The sequence below is a fragment of the Pseudomonas frederiksbergensis genome, from assembly GCF_003732665.1.
Lineage (GTDB): Bacteria > Pseudomonadota > Gammaproteobacteria > Pseudomonadales > Pseudomonadaceae > Aquipseudomonas > Aquipseudomonas frederiksbergensis_G.
Genome location: NZ_MOBP01000002.1, coordinates 1 through 21472, shown reverse-complemented (window position 1 = coordinate 21472; position 21472 = coordinate 1). Strand labels below are relative to the sequence as shown.

The window sequence follows — 21472 nt, the reverse complement described above, 5'->3', positions numbered from 1 at the left end:
CTCGCTTCGACCATAGGCCGGGCCAGCGCCGACCGCAACCAAGTGTCGCCATTCGGTAACAACGCGACGAAGTTCGCTCAACGAAAAACGCCGCGGCCCCAGATCGGGAACGCGGCGTCGATGTTTAGCGTCTGTTCGCTGCTTGTGTGGACCAAGAACTGGCTCTGTAGCGTCCAATTCGTCTATTTGGTCGGCCGTGCGTCTCGAACTGCTTTTGCCTGGTTGATGAAAGTGCTGATCAGCTCTGTAGATGTCGAAGCCGAACCGGGCACGTCTGAGGTGTCCACGCCACATTCAGAGTGCATGGTCACGGAACCCTTGGTGGGCAGTGCGGCCAGTTGCACAAAGTTTGGATCGGCAACTATGGTTGAAAACTTCATCTTGGAACCTGCGACAGTAATAGTCACCGTCGCATGACGACAGGCCGAATAGGCCAGTACCGATTGTTTATCCACGGACGCTTTTTTTATAAAGTCGTCATAGGGTATTGAACCAATAGGGACAGGGTCGATTTTCATATCAAACGCGTTGGAGGGATTTTCGACGCTACCCGTGACCGTTAAAGCTTCCGGCTTCGGGGGCTGCAAAAATACTTGGGTATCGATGGCCAACGGCAAACTCACCCCTGTCGCAGACGCGATCCCCAGTGCTCCGACGAGGGCTGCCCCTGCTGATCCAATCTGTTCAATGATTGCCTTGCGCTTATCTTCAACCTCAATATCAACCTGCTTTAGAAGATTGGTATTGGGAATCTTCGCGACCTTCAAGTGTGTGGTGACACCCCAAGTATCCGCCGGATGAAGGACCAGCAATTTGTCTGATTCCACTGGTATCGAAGCGATTTTTATCTCGTTGTCTTGCTCTTTGATTAACAAAATAGACGCCGCCAAGTTGTATTTAACCAGGCCTTCGTAATCCGGATAGAGCTTCCCGGTGTTGTTTTTATAGTCCGTGTAAAGGATTTTGGGCGGGGTGCTGCACCCCGACAAAACTAATGATGCAAGCAGAACAGTCACTGGACAGCAAATCAGATTTTTCATTGCGGTTGCCCCTGCGGTGTCGGGAAGCATTGTCACGATGACGGTAGCTCACCTGTTCCGATTTTTACGGGGTTGCGCAGTCCAATTCACCTGTCAGATCTGACAGTCCCGACAGGTGGTAATCAGTAGTCCGTAAACGGGGCAACGGAGTTGTACCCGCTGATTTATCCCGCCGCTAATCACTACCGTGGGAGCAGGCTTGCTTGCGAAGGCGGTGTGTCAGCCGATGCAAATGTTGGCTGATACTCCGCCTTCGCGAGCAAGCCCGCTCCCACAGTTGATGGGGGTGGACGGGTCAGTTGGTGGTGGTTTCGGGCAGCTTGGCGATGACTTTGATTTCGAACTGGAAACCATACAGCCAAGTGACGCCGACGCAGGTAATCGTCGGGTGCGGCGCATTGCCCCAGAACTCCGGCACGACCTTCCAGATTTTTTCAAACCGTTCTTCCGGATTGACGATAAACACCGTTACATCAATCGCGTCGTCGAACGTGCAACCGGCCGCGTTCAGGATCGCGTTCAGGTTGTTGAACGCCAGTCGCACCTGATCCTCAAGGTCTGGCTCGGGCGAGCCGTCTTCCTTGCTGCCGACCTGTCCCGACACAAACAAAAAGCCATTGGACTTGATCGCCGGCGAATAGCGATTGCGTTCATAAAGTGCCTGGCGTCCAGGCGGGAAAACCACGTCACGCTGAGTCATAAAAGTGCCTCCATCGGCAGGTCAACAGTGACCCGCAATTAACGATGAACTGACTGTAAGGACTTGCGCCGGCCCGATAAACGAGCAACCTTGGCTATCACTGTTTGTAAAACCCAAACAATCCGGGGCGAGAATGGACCGTTTTGATGCAATGCAGGCGTTTGCGCGGGTGGTGGAGACGGGCAGTTTCACCAAGGCTGCCGAGACTTTGCACATGAGCAAAACCAGCGTGACGCAACTGGTGCAGCAACTGGAGGCGCGGTTGCGGGTCAAGTTGCTCAACCGCACCACGCGCAAGGTCAACGTCACCGCCGACGGCGCAGCGTTCTATGAGCGGGTGGTGCGGCTGCTGGCGGACATGGACGACGCCGAGACCAGTCTGTCCGGCGCCGCTGTCCTGCCCAGGGGCCGACTGCGGGTGGATGTACCCAGCCCGTTGGCCAGGCTGATCCTGATGCCCGCATTGCCGGCGTTTCATGCGCGCTACCCGGACATCCAGATCGACATGGGCGTCAGCGACCGCATCGTCGATATCATCGGCGAGAACGTCGATTGCGTGGTGCGCGGTGGTGAGCTAACCGATCAGTCATTGATGGCGCGGCGGGTCGGTGATTTGCAGCTTGGGGTGTTTGCGGCGCCAAGTTACCTGGCACGGCTTGGCACGCCGCTGCATCCGCTGGAGCTGGAAGAGTCAGACCATCGTGTGGTCGGTTTCCTCTGGGCGCGCACGGGCAGGGCCTTGCCCTATGCCATGAGTCGCCACAACGAAAAGCTGCAGATCAAGGGCCGCTACGTGCTGGCGGTCGACGATGGCAATGCCTACCTCGCGGCGGGCCTGGCGGGGATGGGGGTTTTGTGGTTGCCCGAGTACATGTCCAAGGAACCAGAGGCGCGGGGTGAACTGGTGCGGTTGTTCGGGGATTGGCGGCTGGAGTCGATGCCGCTGTACGTGGCGTTCCCGCCGAACCGGCATATCAGCCTCAAGCTGCGGGTGTTTATTGATTGGGTGGCCGAGTTGATGGCTGAGCATGCACCCGTCAGCTAACACACAAAACCAATGTGGGAGCGGGCTTGCTCGCGAATGCGGAGTGTCAGTCAACATCTGCATCGGCTGACACTCCGCCTTCGCGAGCAAGCCCGCTCCCACAGGGGGATAGGTGGTGGGTTCAGGATTTCCCGGGGCCGATCCATTTATTGACGCTGGGTGCTTGCCACTGTTCCAGCGCATCAATCAGCGCCGCCGGGTCCGTGTCGAAGATCAGCATTTCACTGTGCTCAGTTTTCATGAAGCCCTCTTTAACTGCGTGTTCCAGCAGGCTGCGCACCGGGTTGAAAAAGTTGCCGATGTTCAGGCAAGCCACCCCTTTGCGGTGTTCGCCCAGTTGCGTCAGGGTCGCGGCTTCGAACAGTTCTTCAAAGGTCCCCAGGCCGCCGGGCAGGGCGATAAAGGCGTCGGCCCATTCGCTCATGCGGGTCTTGCGGCTGCGCATGTCGGCGGTTATTTCATGTCGGGTCAAGCCTCCGTGCAGGTGGCCGAGGTCGTGCAGGTAGCGGGTAATAATGCCGACCACTTCGCCACCCTCGGCGAGCACGGCGTCGGCGACGATGCCCATTAGACCCCGGTCGGTGCCGCCATACACCAGTTGCAAGCCGCGCCTGCCGATTTCCCGGCCCAGGGCGCGGGCGCCTTCGGCGTAGGCGGGGTTGAAGCCGAAGTTGGAGCCGGAGAAAACGGCAATGCTGCGAAGTGAGGAGGGCATCGGAAACGGTCCGGTTGAGAGCGAGCGCCCCATCCTGCGGTTTGCGGGCTCGGGGCAACAGCGCCAAGAATCAAAAGATTGATTGGGCCATGGGCTACAACAATTCCAGGATTCGCTGGCCAAGACGCTCGGCAGTAGCTTGTGAATCGATATTCGCGAAGCCGAGCAACAACGCCGAATCGGTCTGGCCACGGACACTGAAATCGCTCAACGCTTCGGCATAAATCCCGGCCTGCTGAAGCCGCTCGACCAGCAGGCGATCAGACTGGTGATCCGTCAATCTCAAGATCAGATGCATGCCACCGGGCTGCGCATCAATGCGAATGCGCTCACCCAGAACAGCCTTCAACCCCCGCGCCGTCGCCTCCCGACGTTCACCGTAGAGCTTGCGCATCCGCTGGATATGCCGGGCGAAATGCCCCTCCGTGAGAAACGTCGCGACGATGGCCTGGGTCAGTTCCGGACAGCCGCCGAGGAAGGTCTGGCCGATGTGTTCAAAGCGCTCGACCTGCGCCGGCGGCACCACCAGGTACGAGAGGCGGATCCCCGGAAACAGCACTTTGCTGAAGGTGCCGGCATAGAGGACGCGGCCCTCTTGATCCAGGCTTTTGAGCGCGGGCAACGGGCGGCTGACGTAGCGATACTCGCCGTCGTAGTCGTCCTCGACAATCCACGCCTGCTCGCGGCTTGCCCACTCCAGCAATTCCAAGCGGCGCGGTAGCGAAAGCGACACGCACAAAGGGCTCTGGTGTGCCGGCGTGACCACGGCTGCGCGGGCGCCCATCGAGTTGTTCACGGCCTCAGTTACTCGCATGCCGTCCTGATCGACGGGGACCGGTTCGGCTTCAATTTGCAGATGTCCGAGCAACTGCCGGGTAGGCAAATATCCCGGATCTTCCACCCAAACGCGGTCGCCCGGTTTGAGCAGCGAATGGGCGATCAGCGCCAGGGTGTTGCGGTAGCCCGAGGTGATAAACACCTGGGACGGTGCGCAGGTAATGCCCCGGGCGACTTGCAGGTAAGTGGCGATGGCGATGCGCAGCGATTCCAGCCCATACACCGACGGGTTGGCCATGTCCGACACCTGCGTGGCGCGCACGCAACGGGCGCCGATTTGCGCCCAGATTTTGCGGGGGAACGCGTCCAGTGCCGGCAAAGCCATTTGAAACGGCAGGATCGGTGCTTTGTCTCGGATCGAAGTGTTTGCGACGGTTCGCTGCGCAGACGAAGAGGGCGCCCGCACATTGATCCCCGGCGCCACCACCGTGCCGGCCTGGCCGCGCGCCTGGATGTAGCCTTCAGCGGTCAGCAACGAATAGGCGGTGTCGATGGTGCCCCGGGCCAGGCCGAGTTCTTTAGCCAAGGCCCGGGCCGCCGGAATCCGTTCGCCCGGTGTCAGCGCGCCATCGGTGATCGCGGCGCGAAACCGCCAGTAGATCTGCCGGTAGATCGGTTCCTTGGACGTTGGGTCCAGGGGTGAAAAAGCTTTGCCAGTCATTGCGCCTCGTGAGGTTGGAAATGTGCCTGTAGCGCCAGAGTGGTTGCGGCGCGAGCCTCAGCCACCGCGTCCGGGCCAAGGGCGGTGCCTTCGACCGTGAAGAAATGCAGGTCATGCAACCCGATCATGTTTAGCACGGCTTTGAGATACGGCGTCAGAAAGTCCGGCTGACGTGCCCGCTCCCCGGAGAATCGCCCGCCCGACGCAATGGCCACAAACACCGGGCGATCACTCAACAAGCTGGTTTTGCCCTGGGCGCCGACATTAAACGTGCGCCGCACCCGGGCGACGTGATCGATCCACACCTTCAACGCCGACGGCACAGTGAAGTTGTGCATTGGCGTGCTGATCACCAGCACATCCGCGCTTTTCAGTTCATTAATCAGCATGTCGGACGGGATAAAAGAACCCTCCTCAGCAATGTCCTCCAGCGATTGCTGGGAGATCGCGTAGTTCTCATCGACATGGGGAATTCCGCCAGCGCCCACCGCCCGGTTGATCAACTCAGCGTCGGGATATTTCTTCAATAAATGGCCAATCACGGATTGCGAGAGCCGATAGCTTTCGGACGCCTTACCGCGCGGGCTGCAACTGACGTGGAGGATGTTCATGGTGGCTCACTTCAAGGTTATCGAAAGAGGCCCCATGCTACGAAGCCCATGACCTAGCCAAAAGATCCATGAATGGTCTTAACGACTGGGCCAAGAATGTCAGCAGCATGGTCCACTGCAAAAGCCAAATCATGGACCTTCTTCGCTAGGCCATGACGCCCCACGATGGAGTCCTCAAATCAATCAACACGAGGATTCATCATGACCCATCGCATCGACTACGCCAGCGCTTCGCCCGACGGTTACAAGGCCTTCGGCGGCGTGTACATGGCCGTGCAAAAAAGCGGTCTGCCCCACGAACTGATCGATCTGGTCTACCTGCGGGTCTCGCAACTCAACGGCTGCGCCTACTGCATCGACATGCACTCCCGGGACCTGATCAAACTCGGCGTCAGCGTGGGAAAACTGGTGTTGGTGCCGGTGTGGCGCGACTCCGGCGCCGTGTTCACCACCCGTGAGCGCATCGCCCTGGCCTGGGCCGAAACCGTGACCCTGGTCGCCGAAACCGGCGTGCCAGACGCGGACTACCAGGCCACCGCCGCCGAGTTCAACGCCAAAGAACTCACCGACCTCACCTACGCCATCGGCCTGATGAACGCGTTCAACCGTTTCGGCATCACCTTCCGCTCGATCCCGGCGGCGGCTGCCCAGGCCTGACCCTCCAGATGAGCGCCTCGATGGGGCGCTCACTTACTCAACGAAAGGAACTGTCACCATGGCATGGTTACTCTTGGGCCTCGCCGGCATTCTCGAAATCGCCTTCGCCTTCGCAATGAAAGGCTCCGACGGCTTCACCCGACTGACCCCCGGCCTCATCGCCGCCGCCACCGGCGTGTCGAGCGTTTTCCTGCTGTCACTGGCGCTTCGCTCATTGCCCGTGGGCACGGGGTATGCAGTCTGGACCGGCATTGGCGCGGCGGGCACCGCGATTCTCGGCATGGCGATCTTGGGCGACTCCGCTTCACCGCTGCGGCTTCTGTGCATCGCGCTGATCCTGGGTGGGGTTATCGGGTTGAAGTTGGTGTCGGCGAATTGATCGGTGCACCATTCAACCATTCCTGATTCATCGTCTCGGCATCCCCCAAATAATCCAGCAACCAGGCCATGGCCGGCGAATGCTTGTTCTGATTCCAGGCCACGCACGACGGGCTGGCGGCGAACGGCCGTTGCAGGTTGAGGGCGACCAGTTCGCCCTGCTCGATCAGCGGCAGCATCAAGTGCGCCGGGGCCATGCCCACGCACAGACCTTCGCGCAAACAGTCCAGGGCCGAGGCCCAGTTCGGCACCACCAAACGCCGCTGATTATCCAGCGACCAGGTGTCGCGTTTCGGCAGGTGGCGCGAGGTGTCGTTCATGCACAGCGCGGGGTAGGGGCGCAGTTGGTCGTCGTCCAGCGGTCCGGGCATTGCCGCCAACGGATGCGCGGCGCTGGCCACGCACAACCAGTTCAACAGGCCCATGTCGCGAAAGCTGTAATGACTGGCCACCGGCACCGCGCTGGTGGCGCCGATCACAATATCGGTGCGCTCATCGGCGAGGGCGTCCCACACGCCGTTGAACACTTCGTAGCCGAGCAGCAGTTCCACGTCAGGAAACTGCTTATAAAAATCCAGCACCAATTGCCGGCAGCGTTCCTGTTTGACGATGGCATCCACCGCCACTTTCAACTGACCGCTCCAGCCATTGGCCACTTGCTGGCACAAACGGCGAGTGTCGAGCATCGACTTCATCACCCCGCGACTCTGCTCGATAAACAGCTTGCCGGCGGGCGTTAGCTCGACATCGCGATGCCGGCGCACAAATAACGGCACCGCCAGCCATTGCTCCAATTGGCGCACGGTGTAACTGATCGCTGACGGCACGCGGTGCAACTCCTGGGCCGCCGCGCTGAAGCTGCCATGCCGGGCCACGGCATCGACCACATCCAGGGAATATTCAGACCACATTCAGTTGCCTTCAAAAATATTGATAAGAGCGTCCAATTATTAGCGCTTCACACGAAATGCTCACCACCCATAATGGCACGCTGCTAACAAATTATTTGATTGAAGATTCAGTTAGGGCGTTGATGAAAAACTCGTTTGGCTTCACCTGTTACCTGATCGGGCTGAGCATGCTCGGCTATTTGGGCATGGACATGTACCTGCCGGCATTCGGTGTTATTGGCGGCGAATTGCATTTGTCCGCCGGCGCGGTGGGCGCGAGCCTCAGTATTTTCCTCGCCGGTTTTGCCGTCGGGCAGTTGTTGTGGGGGCCGATGTCCGACCGCATCGGCCGCAAACCGGTGTTGCTGATGGGCCTGAGCCTGTTTGCCCTGGGCTGCCTGGGCATGTTCTGGGTCCAGACCGACGTGCAACTGTGGGTGCTGCGCTTTATCCAGGCCATCGGCGTGTGCTCGGCGGCGGTCAGTTGGCAAGCGCTGGTGATCGACCGCTATCCGCCGCACCAGGCCAATCGCCTGTTCGCCGGGATCATTCCGCTGATGTCCCTGTCACCGGCACTCGCGCCGTTACTGGGTGCATTGCTACTTAATCACTGGGGCTGGTTGTCGATTTTTGCCGTACTGCTCGGCGTCAGCGTCGCTTTGCTGATTCCCACATTGCTACTCAAAACCACTGCGAAACGCCTGACAGCCAACGGCGAACGCTCCCGCCTCAGTTTCGGACAACTCCTCAAATCCCCGGCCTTCAGCGGCAACGTCCTGATCTACGCTGCCTGCTCTGCCGCGTTCTTCGCCTGGCTCACCGCATCCCCCTTCATCCTCGGCGGCATGGGCTACAGCCCCAGCGACATCGGCCTGAGCTACGCATTGCCCACCCTCGGATTTTTGATCGGCGGCTTCAGTTGCCGCAGTCTGCTGCAGCGGATCAGCGGCCACCTCATGCTGCCGTGGATGATCCTCGCCTACTGCGTGAGCCTGATCGCGCTGTACCTGGTGGCAACATTAACCACGCCGACCCTGACCACGCTGCTGATCCCGTTCTGCCTGATGGGCCTGGTCAACGGCGCCAGTTTCCCGATCATCATTACCAACGCTCTGACCCCCTTTGCGGAAAATTCCGGCAAAGCCGCAGCGCTGCAAAACGCATTGCAACTGGGCGCGTGTTTCGGCGCGAGCCTGCTGGTGTCGACATGGATCGAACAGCCGTTGCAGATCGCGGTGGTGGTGATGTTGGGCACAGTGCCGGTGGCGGCGCTGGGGTATTGGATGCAAGGGCGCAAGCGGGCCGAAACAAAACGATTCGAACTACAAAAAGGGGACTGATTTATTTTCGCTACGGTAGATGGCTAATTGATTTCAAATTGTTACCGCAGCAACCGTTTTTTTGTTAGATTGCGCGCCTCAAAATTAACCAGGGACGCGTTATGTTTTTTGTAATTTGGCAAGGATGGGGTCTTCTCGCTGTTGTAATCCCGCTACTGTGCATCATCCCTTTCGCCGGACTGCCCAACGGGCTCGGGCTGGGTGTCGGCCTGTTGGTTGGCGCTGCTGCCAACGCCTACGTTGGCCATCGCATGAACAACCAACCGGGCAAAACCTACATCGACAAAGACACCGGTGGCGAAGTCATCTTCCGCAAAAAGCACACACTGTTCTTTGTGCCGATGCAGTACGTGTCCGTGCTGTGGGCGGTGATGGGTGTATTTATGTTGTTCAACGCGCACTAAGACCTGATTTCAGGCACAAGAAAGCCCGGTTCTTTAGACCGGGCTTTTTTTCGTCTCAAGTTCACAGATTGGGGCGCGGGCTGAAGCGGGGAGCCCAGCTAACTTGAACTTGTCGCCTAGCAGCGCTTCAGGACAGGGAGCTGATCGGTCGGTCTGCAGATAAACCGTAAATCACCTCTCCCAAGGTAAAGGGGAAATACTGAGCTAGCCTCTTGGAGAGTATTTATAAACGGCGCCAAGAAAATCGGGGTACTCACCATTCTGTCAACGCAGCCGATAGGGTTATATGCAACCGACTCGCCTCCAAGAAAAGCGGGAAACCATGTCGAATAATCTCGCTACTATCGTCCATACCTTCACCAATCGCTCAAGCCTGTCGCTGGCACGCGGCTCCCTGTTCAAGTTTGTGGCGTTGTTGGCTGCCGTATTTGTACTGGCCAGCCTTTCACTCATTTATTTGGCCCATGATCTCGACCGCACGGAAGAGATTGAAAGTGCGTTTTACACGAAGAAGGCTATGCAATCGCTGGAAAAGTCTATGCGCTCGACGGTCAAGGATTACGCATTTTGGGGGGATGCTTACAAGCACCTGCATGCTGAAGTGGACACCGATTGGGCCTACGTCCGGCAAAACATTGGTTCAACGCTTTACGCAGATTTCGGTATGCAGGGAGTGTTTGTCGTCAACGACGTCAATCGCACCGTTTACTCCGTGATCAAGGGTGAACTCAAACCCGTAGAAGTTGCCGATTGGCTCGATCAATCCATTGTCGGCATTCTCGATAAGGCGCGTACCGGTGCGGAAACGGAAACGCCGATAACGGCCTTTATCAATGTCAAAGGCAACCCCGTTCTGGTCGCGGCAGCAGCGATTACTCCGGGAACTGATCCGACCGTGGTGCCTGATGACCGGCCGCCCTCAGTGCTGGTTTTCGTGGATATGTTGAACAGCACCAAACTTGAACTGATCGGCAATGAATTTGGCGTCTCTCGTTTGCATGTCGCCACCCCCGACGAAAAGGACGCGATTTCGCTTCTGCCATTGGGCGATAACGGTGCTGCCGGCACCCTGCATTGGAGTTCGTCACAGCCAGGCCTGCGCTTATTGGGAATTGGCCTGCCGTTGATTGGCGTCGCCGCGCTGCTGGTGTGGCTGATGACCTGGGCCATTTTGCGGCGCACGACCGCTGGCGCACTCGCACTCGACGCCAGCTATGCGTCGCTGCAGAGCAGTCAAGACGCCCTGGCCATCAGCGAAGCGCGTTTTCGCGACGTCGTGGAAGCCAGCTCGGACTGGGTATGGGAAATCGATTCTGACTGGCGCCTGACCTTTTTGTCCGAGCGATTTGAAGTGGTTACGGGGCTTTCCAGGGACGCGTGGGTCGGTGCGCTGATCGACGATCTGTTGGGCACCGAATTAGGCACCTTATCCCAGTGGCTCAGCATCCCGAACCGTCGTCCGGACATCAGCGTCCAGTGCCGCTACATCGACACCCAGGATCGCGAGCGCATCACTCGCCTTTCGGCGCGAGAAATGACCCAGGGCGGATTCCGCGGCACCGCGACCGATGTGACGGAGGAGGTTGAGTCCCGTCGGCGAATCGAATTCCTCTCGCAACATGACGCCTTGACCGGCTTGCCCAACAGGACGCGTCTTCAGGAATTTCTCGATGGCAAACTCAAGGCGCTGCCGACGGTAGAGCAACCGCTGATCATGCTGAGCCTGGACCTGGATCGTTTCAAGCCGGTCAACGACTTACTGGGGCATGCTGCCGGAGATCTGGTACTCAATGAAGTCTCCAGCCGCCTGGCTGCCTGCGTTCGCGATGGCGACCTTGTCGCCCGTATCGGTGGGGATGAGTTTGTCTTGATCCTCACCGACGTGAACTCTCAGGATGAAGTCGAGGCACTCTGTCATCGCCTGATCGAGTCCATCGAGCGGCCTATCGCCATCGACGAGCAGGAAGTGTTCGTCAGCGCCAGCATCGGCATCGCGATGGCGCCAACGGACGCGTTCGAGGCCGCCGAGTTGCTGCGCTACGCGGATATAGCGCTGTACGAAGCCAAATCAGCAGGTCGCAACACCTGGCGTTTTTACGCGGGGGACATGAACGCGAGGATCATTGAACGCCGTCGTCTGGAAAGCGACCTGCGTTTTGCCATCAAACACGGTGAACTCCGCCTGCATTTCCAGCCCCGTTATCGTATCGCTGACGGGCAAATGGTCGGTGCCGAAGCGTTGGTGCGGTGGCAACATCCAGAGCGCGGCCTGATACCTCCCGACACGTTTATCCCGATTGCAGAAGAGTCCGGGCTGATTCTCTCCCTGAGCGACTGGGTTCTCAATACCGCTTGCCGATGCGCCGCACAGTGGCCGGAAAAACTGTTCGTTTCCGTCAACCTTTCACCCATCGAGTTCAAACGAGGCAATCTGATTGGGCGCATTCAGAAAGCACTCCATGACTCTGGCATAGACCCCACCCGAGTCGAGCTGGAAATCACCGAAAGCGTCATGCTCGACGATGCCGCTGGCGCACTTGAGCTGATGCAAACGCTCAAACGCCTCGGTGTGCGCATATGCATGGACGATTTTGGCACCGGATACTCGTCACTGAGCTACTTGCGCGCCTTCCCATTCGACGGTTTGAAAATCGACCGCAGCTTTTTGAGCCGACTGGTGGAAAGTGACGATGACAAAGCCATTGTCCAGGCCATCGTGGGCCTGGGGCGCGCGTTATCGCTGACCGTGACGGCAGAAGGCATAGAAACCGGCCAACACCTGCAACTGCTCAAAGCCGTGGCATGCGACGAAGGCCAAGGCTATTTCCTGAGCCGGCCGCTGGATATTGACGCGTTCGACGCGTTGCTGGACGCCACCGAGTCTGCAGGCACCCGAAGCAACGTTTAAATCCCAGCGCCCAAACGCGCCTCAACGGGCGACGGTTGTCTCTCGGCATCAAAAAGCCCGGCTTATTAGGCCGGGCTTTTATCGTCTGGAGTGCGTCGCTTCGGTGGCAGCCAACGTAATCAATTAAGATCCTCGAAAGCAGGAACAGACCTCTCGACTCAAGGACGCGACATTTATGGAAACTCCCTTTTCTCAAATCAGCGAGCGTTTGCACAATCGCCGATTTACCGTAGCGGGCAACACCCATGGGGTATCCGGTGCGGGCACTGTGTTTCATTACGAAGTCGAGGGCGATGCCATCTCGGGCACTTACCAGGGCGGCCGGATCCGCACCGGCCAACAAGTCGGGCGCGTGACAGGTGCCGATACCATTGAACTGCTGTTTCAGTGCTTGACGACGGAAGGGGAGATGCTGGCTGGCTGGTCTCGCGGCACGGTTGGTGTAGACCACGCAGGGCGCACGACGCTGGCGTTTGTCTGGGGTTGGTTGTCGGGGGCGAGTGGGGGTGGGGAGTCTAGTTATGTTGAGGTTGTTGCGTAGTGGTGCTTCAGCTACGAAAAAGCCCGGCTGATTAGGCCGGGCTTTTTGTTAGGGACTGCGTTAGGGGCATTCATTCATTCATGCGTTGCGGTTTTGGATCAGATAGCCCGAGCTACCTTCAGCGACAGCCTGTTGAGCACAAGAAGCGGTATAAGCGTCAACCGAAAAAACCGCGGAAACAATGCTTGAAAGGATTTGGTGTTTTCTATGATGGGACCGCTTCATCTAGTTTATGAATTTCATAATCTCCTTCCAGATGTAGCCGTAGCTGTACCGCAGCCACGTGACCTTTAGTAAGTCGACATTACGTCGTAACCAACTGTTTTCTCGCGCTGCAACTTCCTTGGCTATTTCATCCAGTAGCCATTCATCTTTGAAGCCAGTCCAAATGGGAGGGACTGGCGTTTCGAGGTTACTGAAGCACACAGGTGCGACTTCTGAGTACAGGATATCCTCCACGACTTTCAGGTCGTAGCCCCTGATTCGTTCAGCTATATAGGCATAATCGACAGCGCTATCCACAAACGCCTCCGCCAGCGCGATCTGAACGCTCGCTCTTTCAGTAGCGGTTAGAAGATGTCCCAATGGGCAAGCTCCTCTAGCTCTGCGTCGAAAGTATCAGCTGCGACTCCGCCCGCAATGGCACCTGCGATGCTGCCAATGAGCACAACAGCGATAGCGCAGGCGGGCGCTGCCGGACCGCAAATAGTCGATATACCCAAACCCGCAAAAAAACCACCCGCCGCGCCACCACCAAGGATGGTGGCCTGACGAGCCGTTTCCTTGGGTTTGTCGTCGGCATTCAGAATTTGATAGGTGGCTATTACAGCCGTCAGGATGATGCCGACTTTGCCCATCGCCGTCATGATTTTGGTGCCAGCGGTGAAGTTTGTATTGGCGCTGCCGGACCGCTCAAGTGCTCTGTACAGGACTTCTTTTTGTTGAAGCTTTGAAAGTTGTTCGTAGTTCTTGTTGAACTGGGCTTGTGATTTTTCGTTCAAGACGTCGATGTGTGTTTTGCCAGCCCTTTTCTTCTTTTGAACGATGGCCAAGCCCTGTGCAGAGGTCAGCTTGCGGTGTTCGAACATAATTTTGTTACGCATCTCATTGCTGAACTTTGTACCGTCTTCAACAGTGATGTTGCCAGCCCTTACGTCTGCAAAAATCTGCTGCGACATCCGCCGAATGTTGCTCTCATAACTCGCGCGGACTCGTTCGTCCTTGATGGCATCAATGGAAAAACGAGTTGCAGCACCTTCCATACCCGCAACCGCCATCTCAAGTGGGGACTGGGTGAGCGTATGTTCATTTTTAACGACGTAGCTTCCGGTTACCAGATTCGGTTCTGTCACGAGAATCTCCTTATCCCAAAATGTCGTTCAGCAATCCGTCGATACCTGCCGTTGTGCAGGTGTCCTCGTGTCTGGCGAATTCCAAGGTATGACATGTTTTTCCGGTGGGATTGGAAAATTTGACCGAGTTCTTTGCGTCGAAAACGCCGGACATGGAAGAGCCATCGTCAAAGTGAGCTGTGCAAGCAAACCCTTCATAGCTTTCTTCTGCGGGAATCTTGAAGCTGATCCAGTTCCCGTAGAGGATCATAGGGATAGGAGGAGTAAACGGTGCCACTGTATGGGAATCGCCGATGATCACCGTACCCGAACCAGCGATTACGACATCGCCATGGGCACCCACGGTGCCTACCAGCGCGGCATTCTTACCGTTGATGAATACCGTTCCTGAAACCTCCGAGGCTAGAGCGCTGCCGCAGGTACAGGTGTCGCCCTTGCGTGCTGCTGAAAGGCCGTCGAAGAACACATTTGAAGAACCGGAGGCAATCGATTTGGGGCCATGCCCTGGCACGGGGCAACTGGTGGGGTCCGTGATACGTGCAGCGGGCTTCGCCATGCTTGACTTCCTGTCAAAGAATTTATTCGGGTGACTGTATCAGACTTGTTTTTAAAGGTGGCCCACAGCTTTTAGAATTGACGGCATGAAAAAGCCCGGCTGATTAGGCCGGGCTCTTTGTTAGGGACTGCGTTAGAGGCATTCATTCATGCGGTGCGGTTTTGGATCAGACGGTCAGACCCACCTTCAGCGACGCGGTTCTGGATCAGACGATCCGAACCACCTTCAGCGACGCGATTCTGGATCAAACGATCAGAGCCACCTTCGGCAACGCGTTTTTCCAGCAAACGATCCGAACCACCTTCAGCGACGCGATTCTGGATCAAACGATCCGAACCACCCTCAGCAACACGTTTTTCGATCAGACGATCCGAACCACCTTCAGCGACGCGTTTTTCGATCAGACGATCCGAACCACCTTCAGCCACACGATTCTCGATCAAGCGATCCGAACCACCCTCAGCCACACGGCTTTCAATCAACCGATCCGAGCCGCCTTCAGCGACCATGGTGTGAGACGAAGCGGCAAAAGCGTTAACTGCGAAAACCGAGAAAGCGATGCTGAGGAAGAGTTGGCGTTTCATGATCGTGTGCTCCGGGTGTTGTTAGTTGGGTATGGAGCGGATGTTACGCCGGGGATTTTTTATGAGAACTTCATTGACGTGATGGTGACCATCGACAGCAATGATGGTTGGCAGAATGGGCCATCGGTAAGGTTGATAATCCCGCCATCAACTCGATCCCCCTGTGGCGAGGGGGCTTGCCCCCGTTGGGCTGCGAAGCAGCCCCAAAACCTGCAACCGCAATCCAACAGGAAAAGCCATTCGCAGGGTTTACGACCGCATCACCGCCGAAACCCTCAACCCTCCTGCGGCCACTCATCCCCAATCTCAAACCACAAAGCCTTCTGCGAAACACAGGTATGCCGCTGCTTCTGCGCCCGAAACGGCGTATCCAGCGTCCCCACCGCAATCGAAATCCAATCCGCAAACGCACCATTGGAATCCGACCAAAACAACGAAGTGCCACAGTTAGAACAAAACTGCCGCGTCACCCCCGCCGACGACTGAAAACGCCTGAGCGCCTCCACGCTACTCGCAATCGAAACCGCCGACCTCGGCGCACTGGCATACGTCGCAAACGCAGCCCCATGGGCCTTCCGGCAAATGGCGCAATGACAGTGCGACACCGCGTTCAACTCACCCGAAACCTCATAGGTCACGGCACCGCAGAGACAACTGCCTTGATGAAACTCATCCATGTTCATCGGTCACTCAAAAAAAGAAGAGGAGAAGCAAGCCCGCAATCCTACGGCATCACAGACACAAAAAACGGGCGCCATCACAGCGCCCGCTCTTACTACTCCTTAACCTGCGCCCGCAAGCGCCGACCGATCACATCCATCAAATCACACCCGTCGCGCAACGGAATGACCAACAACTTGGAGAAATCCGCCAACACCACCGTGTCACAACCAATCTCGGCGCGATAAGCGATGTTCTCCAACACCTGCGTGACCGTGCGAATGCGGTAATCCGCCATGGCTTGCAAAACGTCGAGGGGGGCTTGGGTGTCGATGAGTAGGGACGCCGGGACCAGGTCGATTCCGGTGATAGGCATGTATCTTTCCATAGGTGAAACTCCGAATCAGATTTTAGTAAAGGACTGATCCGATCTGCAGGTCGCCAAACCTGGTCGCTTTGTAGGGGACGGGATGACTGTAAATTTTATCGCCTCATGGGGATAGGCGTAATTTCCGAGGTTGTTGTAGGACGGTTATGGATTGTAGGCAGGAGTTTGGAGTGGGCAGGTCTGGAGCGTAGGATCGGGAATTCGTGTTCGATCCTAATCGGTCGCTCGGCAACGACTGCTTTCGGCCAATAGCGGACGTTCGCGTATAGTCCGCTTCGGGAAAAATAAGGGTTGCTCAGCGTTCCGCAAGCTACATCCCTCACTTCATACGCGCATTTCTAATCATCGACGCGGCTGCCTTTCCAAGCAAATACTGACCATCGTTTATCATTATCTGAAATTTCGATGGGATTGATACGCAAATCCCTTTTCTACGAAGTCAAGGGCATACCACGTCGTGATCAAACCATGATTGGTTTTCAGTTCAAACGCATGAGTAAGCCGATTGATCATGCCAGGGAATCTCACAAGGATTACTCGATTTTCTTTCACCATCAGCTCCTGATACTTATCTGCAAATAAGCGAGGTATTTTCTCCTCCTCGTCTCTGGTAGGCCACCATTTTGCAAGTTCTAGACGTTTCCTTCGTAACCAATCCAGTCGGCGTGGTAACCACCAGACTGGGCGGGGGATTTCATAAACAGCTAAGCTTTGTATCACTGCTGACACCGACCCGGGGTTAAAGAAAACCAACTTAACTAAAACCGAGCCATCTAGTTGCTCGGCGCTGATCACATGAAAATCGTTCGTGCTGCTCCAGTGCGTCGACTGAGTCAGCCGATACATCGCTATCTGAGTTTTTCGGTTACGTATACTCAGGTACAGCGCCACTAAAGCTATCGCTGCATTCACGTAGGTCATGATTCCTCCACTACCGGCCATATCCATCGCGCTGTTCTCCTTTTCCAATTAGTGAATGGCAGAGCTTGCGGCATTACGCTTTAGCCGACTCAGGCTTGCCCCCCCTAACTTTTGCAAAGGGCATCTTACGTTTAGAAACGGAGTTGCGACCCGGGAGCTGCTTCCATCCAAACGCTGACGGTAGCGATAGTCTGGAAAGAGCCAAAAGCGGTCGCCTGCTATTGCAGAGATCGGAATAAGCCAGCAGCTCATGACTACCCCATCCTCTGCGTACCATTCACCTCGAAAAACTATCGTTCAAATAACTAAAGTTCGTATCTGCTCAGCCCCAAAGCGAATCCGATTGGGTAGAATATGTCTTGCCAGCGTACGTAAGCCAACTCGGTACCGGCGAAGGAGGTCTCGTCATTGCCTAAACGTAAAAGTTTGGCATTCGCAAGATATTTGTGAGTGTAAGCTCCGACGGTTTTTTCAGTAATCTTCGCTGGCAGTACGGCACGAATGGGGTCTCGATAGATTGGATCATCAGCGATCACCATGAACTCGTCAAAAAAGTGAGCAAAACTTTCTAGGTGTTCGCCCAAGTCCATCGAGTAAAATTCACTTGCCAAAATGCTGAATTTGATTTCACCCTTGTCATATTCCAAGATAGTTGCATTCAAATGTTCTATTTCACTGCGTAGTTCAGCTGGACAGAATACGAAGGCCGTGACAAATGACTTTTCATGCAACCACTCAATTGCATGAGGGATGATTTTTTCAAGCGGCTGGAAGGTGAGTTCCTTGCTAGGGTGAATTCCCCGGTAAAATTTTAGAGCCTCATTCATCTGCTTGTTGACAAATGAGTAGTCAATGTACATGACTCGAAACTTAGCAGGAGCGCGCTGCATGCGCTCTTCGTACATCTGACGCACCTCTGAAACACACCCCTGCGCGTCTCTGACGATTTCTCGTCCTGTGAAACGGATCACAGTGTAGCCGGCTCGGCTTAGATAGCGTTGTCTGACAGCATCCTTCTCTAACTGATCTCTTGTTGAATGTGATGAATGACCATCAAGCTCAATGATGAGTCGCGCATCTTTTAATATGAAATCCACCCGATAACGATGGTGCTTATCCGCGTCACCAAACCAATGTTCTCTTTCAATCAGGCCCGCGAAGTCAGAAGCAGCCTTGCTGAACTCGTCCTCAATAGGGGATGGCCCTCGATCGTGAAACCAACTCGGCGGTGTCGACATGGGATGGCCCAAGTTTTTCATCATGTAGCTTTCCGATTGCGAAAAACACACTTTCAACTTTCAGGTGATCAATGTCTAGTGGCTGAGGCTCACGCGTTGCTTTGGGATCTGTTCAGGATTTCGTTTTTGAGCCAGTCTCCTAGCATTTCTTATGAGGCATACGACTAAAGAAGGAGAGCGAATCGGAGACGACATCCACATTCCAGTCAAGGTATGGTAGATTCACCGTGGCGGCTGGATGACTGACCGCGGTTATGTCCGTGGGCATGAGTCCGTGCCCGATCTTTGAGGTCTTACATATTCCATCCAGCCGCCCCTCATTCTCTGCAGCCTCTAATGACTACAAGACGCCTGAAAGACATTCATTCCACCCAAGAGCTAGCTCACGCGGTAGGTGTGAGCGAGTCAAAAATAATCGAATACGCAGTTTCGGATTGCCAGGAAGGGTTCTACGAGAAGCTCGAAATCCCAAAACGCGGAAGAAACCGTAAAGGGGAATTTAGAGAGGTCTATAAGGCAAACCATAAGTGGGTCACCCAGCTCCACCGATCTGTTTCGATGTTGGTCACGAACAGCGCTAGCTTTGGTGCGCACGTACAAGGGTTTCTCAAGGGACGCTCGACCCTAACAAACGCTGAGCTCCATCTCCGTAAAAGCTTAATCCTTCACGCGGATATAAGAAATTTTTTCAACGTAATTACAGAACAACAAATTGCGAAAGCTTTTTTAACAATTGGAGCGACCCCTGAAATTTCAGAATTGCTAGCACGGATTTCAACCATTGACGGATTCTTGCGTCAAGGAACTCGCTGCAGTCCGACAATTTCGAATCTAGTTTGCAAGGGGTTGGATCAAGCGATGCTAGATTTAGCCTCCACCCATGACTGCATATATAGTCGCTACGCGGACAATATGACCATGTCAGGGGAGGAAACGCCAGATATTAGCGCTATTAGCCAGATTGTTAAATACAACGGTTTTGAACTAAGAGACAGCGGCTGTTATGTCCAGCGACGTGGTTCGAGACAGTTTGTCACAGGACTATCCGTAGTTGATCGAGAAAAACCAAGACTTCCAAAAAAATTGAAAAGGAGGCTCAGGCTTGCAGTCTACTACGCAAGCAAATATGGAAAAGAGCACTTTGAAAGAAGTCGACGAGTAGATGCAATTACACCTTCTTGGGCCCAAATGAAAGGTATGATAGCTTATGCATACTCAATTGAGCCAGAGTTCGCTAAAAAGCTATGGAGACTTTTGAGGCAGTTACGCTAGCGGATTACGATCTCGCAAGTGTTTTTCCCTCGTAACAACATTCTCGCCATATCTAATTCTCGTCTTAATATAGCCAATCTGGGCAACTGCAACTTGATCACCCGCGATGAAGCTAGCAGTTATTTTAGCGACAATATCCGCAAGCTCTTTAATTGCTGAAGTTTTTCCAGTACTGGTTTTTAGTGTTGGGCTTTCGATTTCACGGTGATAGTTTTCAGCTACAAGTTTTATGGCAGCGTCTGAAAATCGTTTGGCGTTTACCTCAGTAGTGAGAAGCTCATCAATCAATTCGCGCTTGCTGCTCAATCTGTGAAGCAAGGGCAGTGTCTTAAATTCAAGTTCGTATCTGGTTTCATCCCAATTTTCAATATTTATCTTTCGCGCATAATAAACATAGGCAGAAAAGTCTGCCACAGCCAAGTTCTGAAGGAGGATATGTGCTAATACAGGCTGCGCGACTATATTTTTTAGTGGTTCTCGAGCAATCTCAGACCTATTCGCATCAGGGATTAATGCGCTCCGAGCAACGAGCTCTTTCCAAGACTGTATCTGATTAGATAACGCTTCAGGTTCGTCTGTTACAATTAATGCGGTAAGCGCGACATCGCTCTGCTCGATACTAATGTGCGAAAAGGCAAGAGAGCATGTAATTGGGGTGGCCTCCAAGTTTCCAATTCTTGACGGTCCTAGTTTCGTCTTTACTTCTTGCTCAACAGCTATGTCTTTGAAGGAAAACAATACCAATTTTCGTTGAAGTGACCGTTTGTTGTAAGTGGCAGCTTGGCCCGCTCCTTCTCTTGCTATTCCTTTAAGAGTTTCCCATAGGTCGGTCGCGCGATGTTCTGCCCTAAGCACTGTCTTAAGTTCGTTTATCGCTGACGTGAGCAATGGAGAGCCCGATGTCATGACTCTTAAAGACTCTATATGAAGCCCTTAGAGAAATTCATATAATTCGTGCGGGGTCCTCCGGATCTGTGCGCCATCTAAGATATTACGTAGTACATCAATGAACTCTCTGAATTTTACGCTAGCCTGAGCTTCAATAGCCCAAAATGAGTCGCTACTCTCGCTACTTCGTGCGCTTTCACAGACAGTTTGAACATTTCTCAGGGATGAGCTTGCTATTTCGTCCGTTAGCGCTCCATAAATGTCATTACGATTTTCTTTTTTTGAATTAATGTAGGTCTTCCAGGAATTAACAACAATCCCCTTGAAATCTTCATTGGTCTTAGATGAGGATATGATGAGGCTGCGCTTGACTTGGAAGTGCGCCTTCATCTGAATTAAAGTATCAAATACGATAATGACATCATCAAGAGGAGCGCCCATAGCAGCTTGTTGAAGACGTACACTCTTTATTTTACTTTGCAATGGAGGCCTGACGGTCTCCGCAAGAAGGGCAGACATGAAATATGCAGCAACATGGCTTTCATAGACAAACCCGGCGCCACCAGTTAATTCGGTTGACTGAGACATAATAGATCCATCTAGATGCTTAAAAGGCCAATTCTATATGATTCCGATTTTTCTACGCCGCGAATTGACCAACTTTTAGTACCATCAATTCTGTCGAGAGCCGGCTTCCAAATGGCTTGGGCCTTGGCGCTCCAGATCTTGCCGAATGCTTTTTTACCACGGACGCAGTCGGAAGTCCGCTTCTGGCCGATAAAAGTCTGTGGTGAAGGACCGCAATCCACAAGAAAAGGGGACTCCCATTAGCCGGTCTCCAGTCAAGGCTAAAAGCCAACTCTCCCTGCAGTTTTTAACTGCAGGG

The 21472-nt window shown here is 54.8% G+C and carries 24 protein-coding genes; 8 read left to right on the top strand and 16 right to left on the bottom strand.

Features of this window, described 5'->3' with window-relative positions:
- Positions 1-182 precede the first annotated feature (182 nt).
- Positions 183-1040 (bottom strand): hypothetical protein, encoded by an 858-nt coding sequence (locus BK665_RS02960; RefSeq protein WP_123402789.1) that lies wholly within the window; start codon positions 1038-1040, stop codon positions 183-185.
- 295 nt (positions 1041-1335) lie between these two features.
- Positions 1336-1740, bottom strand: a complete 405-nt coding sequence (locus tag BK665_RS02955; RefSeq protein ID WP_123402788.1) for a RidA family protein — start codon at positions 1738-1740, stop codon at positions 1336-1338.
- 133 nt (positions 1741-1873) lie between these two features.
- Between BK665_RS02955 and BK665_RS02950 the strand changes: the two genes are divergently transcribed.
- Positions 1874-2785 (top strand): LysR family transcriptional regulator, encoded by a 912-nt coding sequence (locus BK665_RS02950; RefSeq protein WP_123402787.1) that lies wholly within the window; start codon positions 1874-1876, stop codon positions 2783-2785.
- A gap of 121 nt (positions 2786-2906) precedes the next feature.
- Here the strand turns inward: BK665_RS02950 and BK665_RS02945 are convergent, their stop codons facing one another.
- From BK665_RS02945 to BK665_RS02935, 3 genes are all read right to left on the bottom strand, one after another.
- Positions 2907-3500 (bottom strand): LOG family protein, encoded by a 594-nt coding sequence (locus tag BK665_RS02945; RefSeq protein WP_123402786.1) that lies wholly within the window; start codon positions 3498-3500, stop codon positions 2907-2909.
- Between the two features lie 94 nt (positions 3501-3594).
- Positions 3595-4998: a MocR-like pyridoxine biosynthesis transcription factor PdxR gene (pdxR, locus tag BK665_RS02940; RefSeq protein WP_123402785.1), complete on the bottom strand. Its 1404-nt coding sequence runs from the start codon at positions 4996-4998 to the stop codon at positions 3595-3597.
- The gene (locus tag BK665_RS02935; protein ID WP_123402784.1) at positions 4995-5609 is read right to left on the bottom strand and encodes an FMN-dependent NADH-azoreductase; all 615 of its coding nucleotides are present in this window, start codon (positions 5607-5609) and stop codon (positions 4995-4997) included. Before BK665_RS02935 ends, pdxR begins: the two co-directional genes overlap by 4 nt.
- A 201-nt stretch (positions 5610-5810) precedes the next feature.
- Between BK665_RS02935 and BK665_RS02930 the strand changes: the two genes are divergently transcribed.
- Positions 5811-6266 (top strand): carboxymuconolactone decarboxylase family protein, encoded by a 456-nt coding sequence (locus BK665_RS02930; protein ID WP_123402783.1) that lies wholly within the window; start codon positions 5811-5813, stop codon positions 6264-6266.
- A gap of 58 nt (positions 6267-6324) precedes the next feature.
- On the top strand, positions 6325-6645 hold the full coding sequence (locus BK665_RS02925; protein ID WP_123402782.1) for a DMT family transporter: 321 nt from the start codon (positions 6325-6327) through the stop codon (positions 6643-6645).
- On the opposite strand, the gene punR is transcribed toward BK665_RS02925, so the two are convergent.
- Positions 6614-7555, bottom strand: a complete 942-nt coding sequence (gene punR / locus BK665_RS02920) for a DNA-binding transcriptional activator PunR (protein WP_123402781.1) — start codon at positions 7553-7555, stop codon at positions 6614-6616. The two genes, BK665_RS02925 and punR, sit on opposite strands and share 32 nt — an antisense overlap.
- A 122-nt stretch (positions 7556-7677) precedes the next feature.
- Between punR and punC the strand changes: the two genes are divergently transcribed.
- The 4 genes from punC (at position 7678) to BK665_RS02900 (ending at position 12727) form a co-directional block, all read left to right on the top strand.
- The gene (punC, locus tag BK665_RS02915; protein WP_123402780.1) at positions 7678-8874 is read left to right on the top strand and encodes a purine nucleoside transporter PunC; all 1197 of its coding nucleotides are present in this window, start codon (positions 7678-7680) and stop codon (positions 8872-8874) included.
- Between the two features lie 101 nt (positions 8875-8975).
- Positions 8976-9278, top strand: a complete 303-nt coding sequence (locus tag BK665_RS02910) for a hypothetical protein (RefSeq protein ID WP_123402779.1) — start codon at positions 8976-8978, stop codon at positions 9276-9278.
- 322 nt (positions 9279-9600) lie between these two features.
- The gene (locus BK665_RS02905) at positions 9601-12186 is read left to right on the top strand and encodes a bifunctional diguanylate cyclase/phosphodiesterase (protein WP_123402778.1); all 2586 of its coding nucleotides are present in this window, start codon (positions 9601-9603) and stop codon (positions 12184-12186) included.
- Between the two features lie 175 nt (positions 12187-12361).
- Positions 12362-12727 (top strand): avidin-fold protein, encoded by a 366-nt coding sequence (locus BK665_RS02900; RefSeq protein WP_123402777.1) that lies wholly within the window; start codon positions 12362-12364, stop codon positions 12725-12727.
- A 225-nt stretch (positions 12728-12952) separates the two neighbouring features.
- Here BK665_RS02900 and BK665_RS02895 read toward each other — a convergent pair whose 3' ends face one another.
- From BK665_RS02895 to BK665_RS02860, 8 genes are all read right to left on the bottom strand, one after another.
- Positions 12953-13312 (bottom strand): DUF7079 family protein, encoded by a 360-nt coding sequence (locus tag BK665_RS02895; protein ID WP_123402776.1) that lies wholly within the window; start codon positions 13310-13312, stop codon positions 12953-12955.
- Positions 13297-14079, bottom strand: coding sequence for a hypothetical protein (locus BK665_RS02890; protein ID WP_123402775.1), 783 nt, complete (start codon positions 14077-14079; stop codon positions 13297-13299). The genes BK665_RS02895 and BK665_RS02890 overlap by 16 nt, the downstream gene beginning before the upstream one ends.
- Before the next feature lie 10 nt (positions 14080-14089).
- Positions 14090-14635 (bottom strand): PAAR domain-containing protein, encoded by a 546-nt coding sequence (locus tag BK665_RS02885; protein ID WP_123402774.1) that lies wholly within the window; start codon positions 14633-14635, stop codon positions 14090-14092.
- Between the two features lie 146 nt (positions 14636-14781).
- The gene (locus BK665_RS02880) at positions 14782-15219 is read right to left on the bottom strand and encodes a phage infection protein (RefSeq protein ID WP_123402773.1); all 438 of its coding nucleotides are present in this window, start codon (positions 15217-15219) and stop codon (positions 14782-14784) included.
- Between the two features lie 275 nt (positions 15220-15494).
- The gene (locus tag BK665_RS02875; RefSeq protein ID WP_123403109.1) at positions 15495-15896 is read right to left on the bottom strand and encodes a GFA family protein; all 402 of its coding nucleotides are present in this window, start codon (positions 15894-15896) and stop codon (positions 15495-15497) included.
- Positions 15897-15994: 98 nt separating this feature from the next.
- A complete protein-coding gene (locus tag BK665_RS02870) occupies positions 15995-16267 on the bottom strand; it encodes a hypothetical protein (RefSeq protein ID WP_123402772.1) in 273 nt (90 codons plus the stop codon).
- A gap of 390 nt (positions 16268-16657) precedes the next feature.
- Positions 16658-17215 (bottom strand): hypothetical protein, encoded by a 558-nt coding sequence (locus tag BK665_RS02865; RefSeq protein ID WP_123402771.1) that lies wholly within the window; start codon positions 17213-17215, stop codon positions 16658-16660.
- Positions 17216-17493: 278 nt separating this feature from the next.
- Positions 17494-18450: an endonuclease domain-containing protein gene (locus BK665_RS02860; protein WP_259699566.1), complete on the bottom strand. Its 957-nt coding sequence runs from the start codon at positions 18448-18450 to the stop codon at positions 17494-17496.
- A gap of 312 nt (positions 18451-18762) precedes the next feature.
- Between BK665_RS02860 and BK665_RS02855 the strand changes: the two genes are divergently transcribed.
- A complete protein-coding gene (locus BK665_RS02855; RefSeq protein WP_123402770.1) occupies positions 18763-19698 on the top strand; it encodes a reverse transcriptase family protein in 936 nt (311 codons plus the stop codon).
- Here BK665_RS02855 and BK665_RS02850 read toward each other — a convergent pair.
- A complete protein-coding gene (locus BK665_RS02850; RefSeq protein ID WP_123402769.1) occupies positions 19690-20436 on the bottom strand; it encodes a hypothetical protein in 747 nt (248 codons plus the stop codon). The genes BK665_RS02855 and BK665_RS02850 overlap by 9 nt on opposite strands.
- 195 nt (positions 20437-20631) lie before the next feature.
- A complete protein-coding gene (locus BK665_RS02845) occupies positions 20632-21174 on the bottom strand; it encodes a hypothetical protein (protein WP_123402768.1) in 543 nt (180 codons plus the stop codon).
- Positions 21175-21472: the final 298 nt, after the last annotated feature.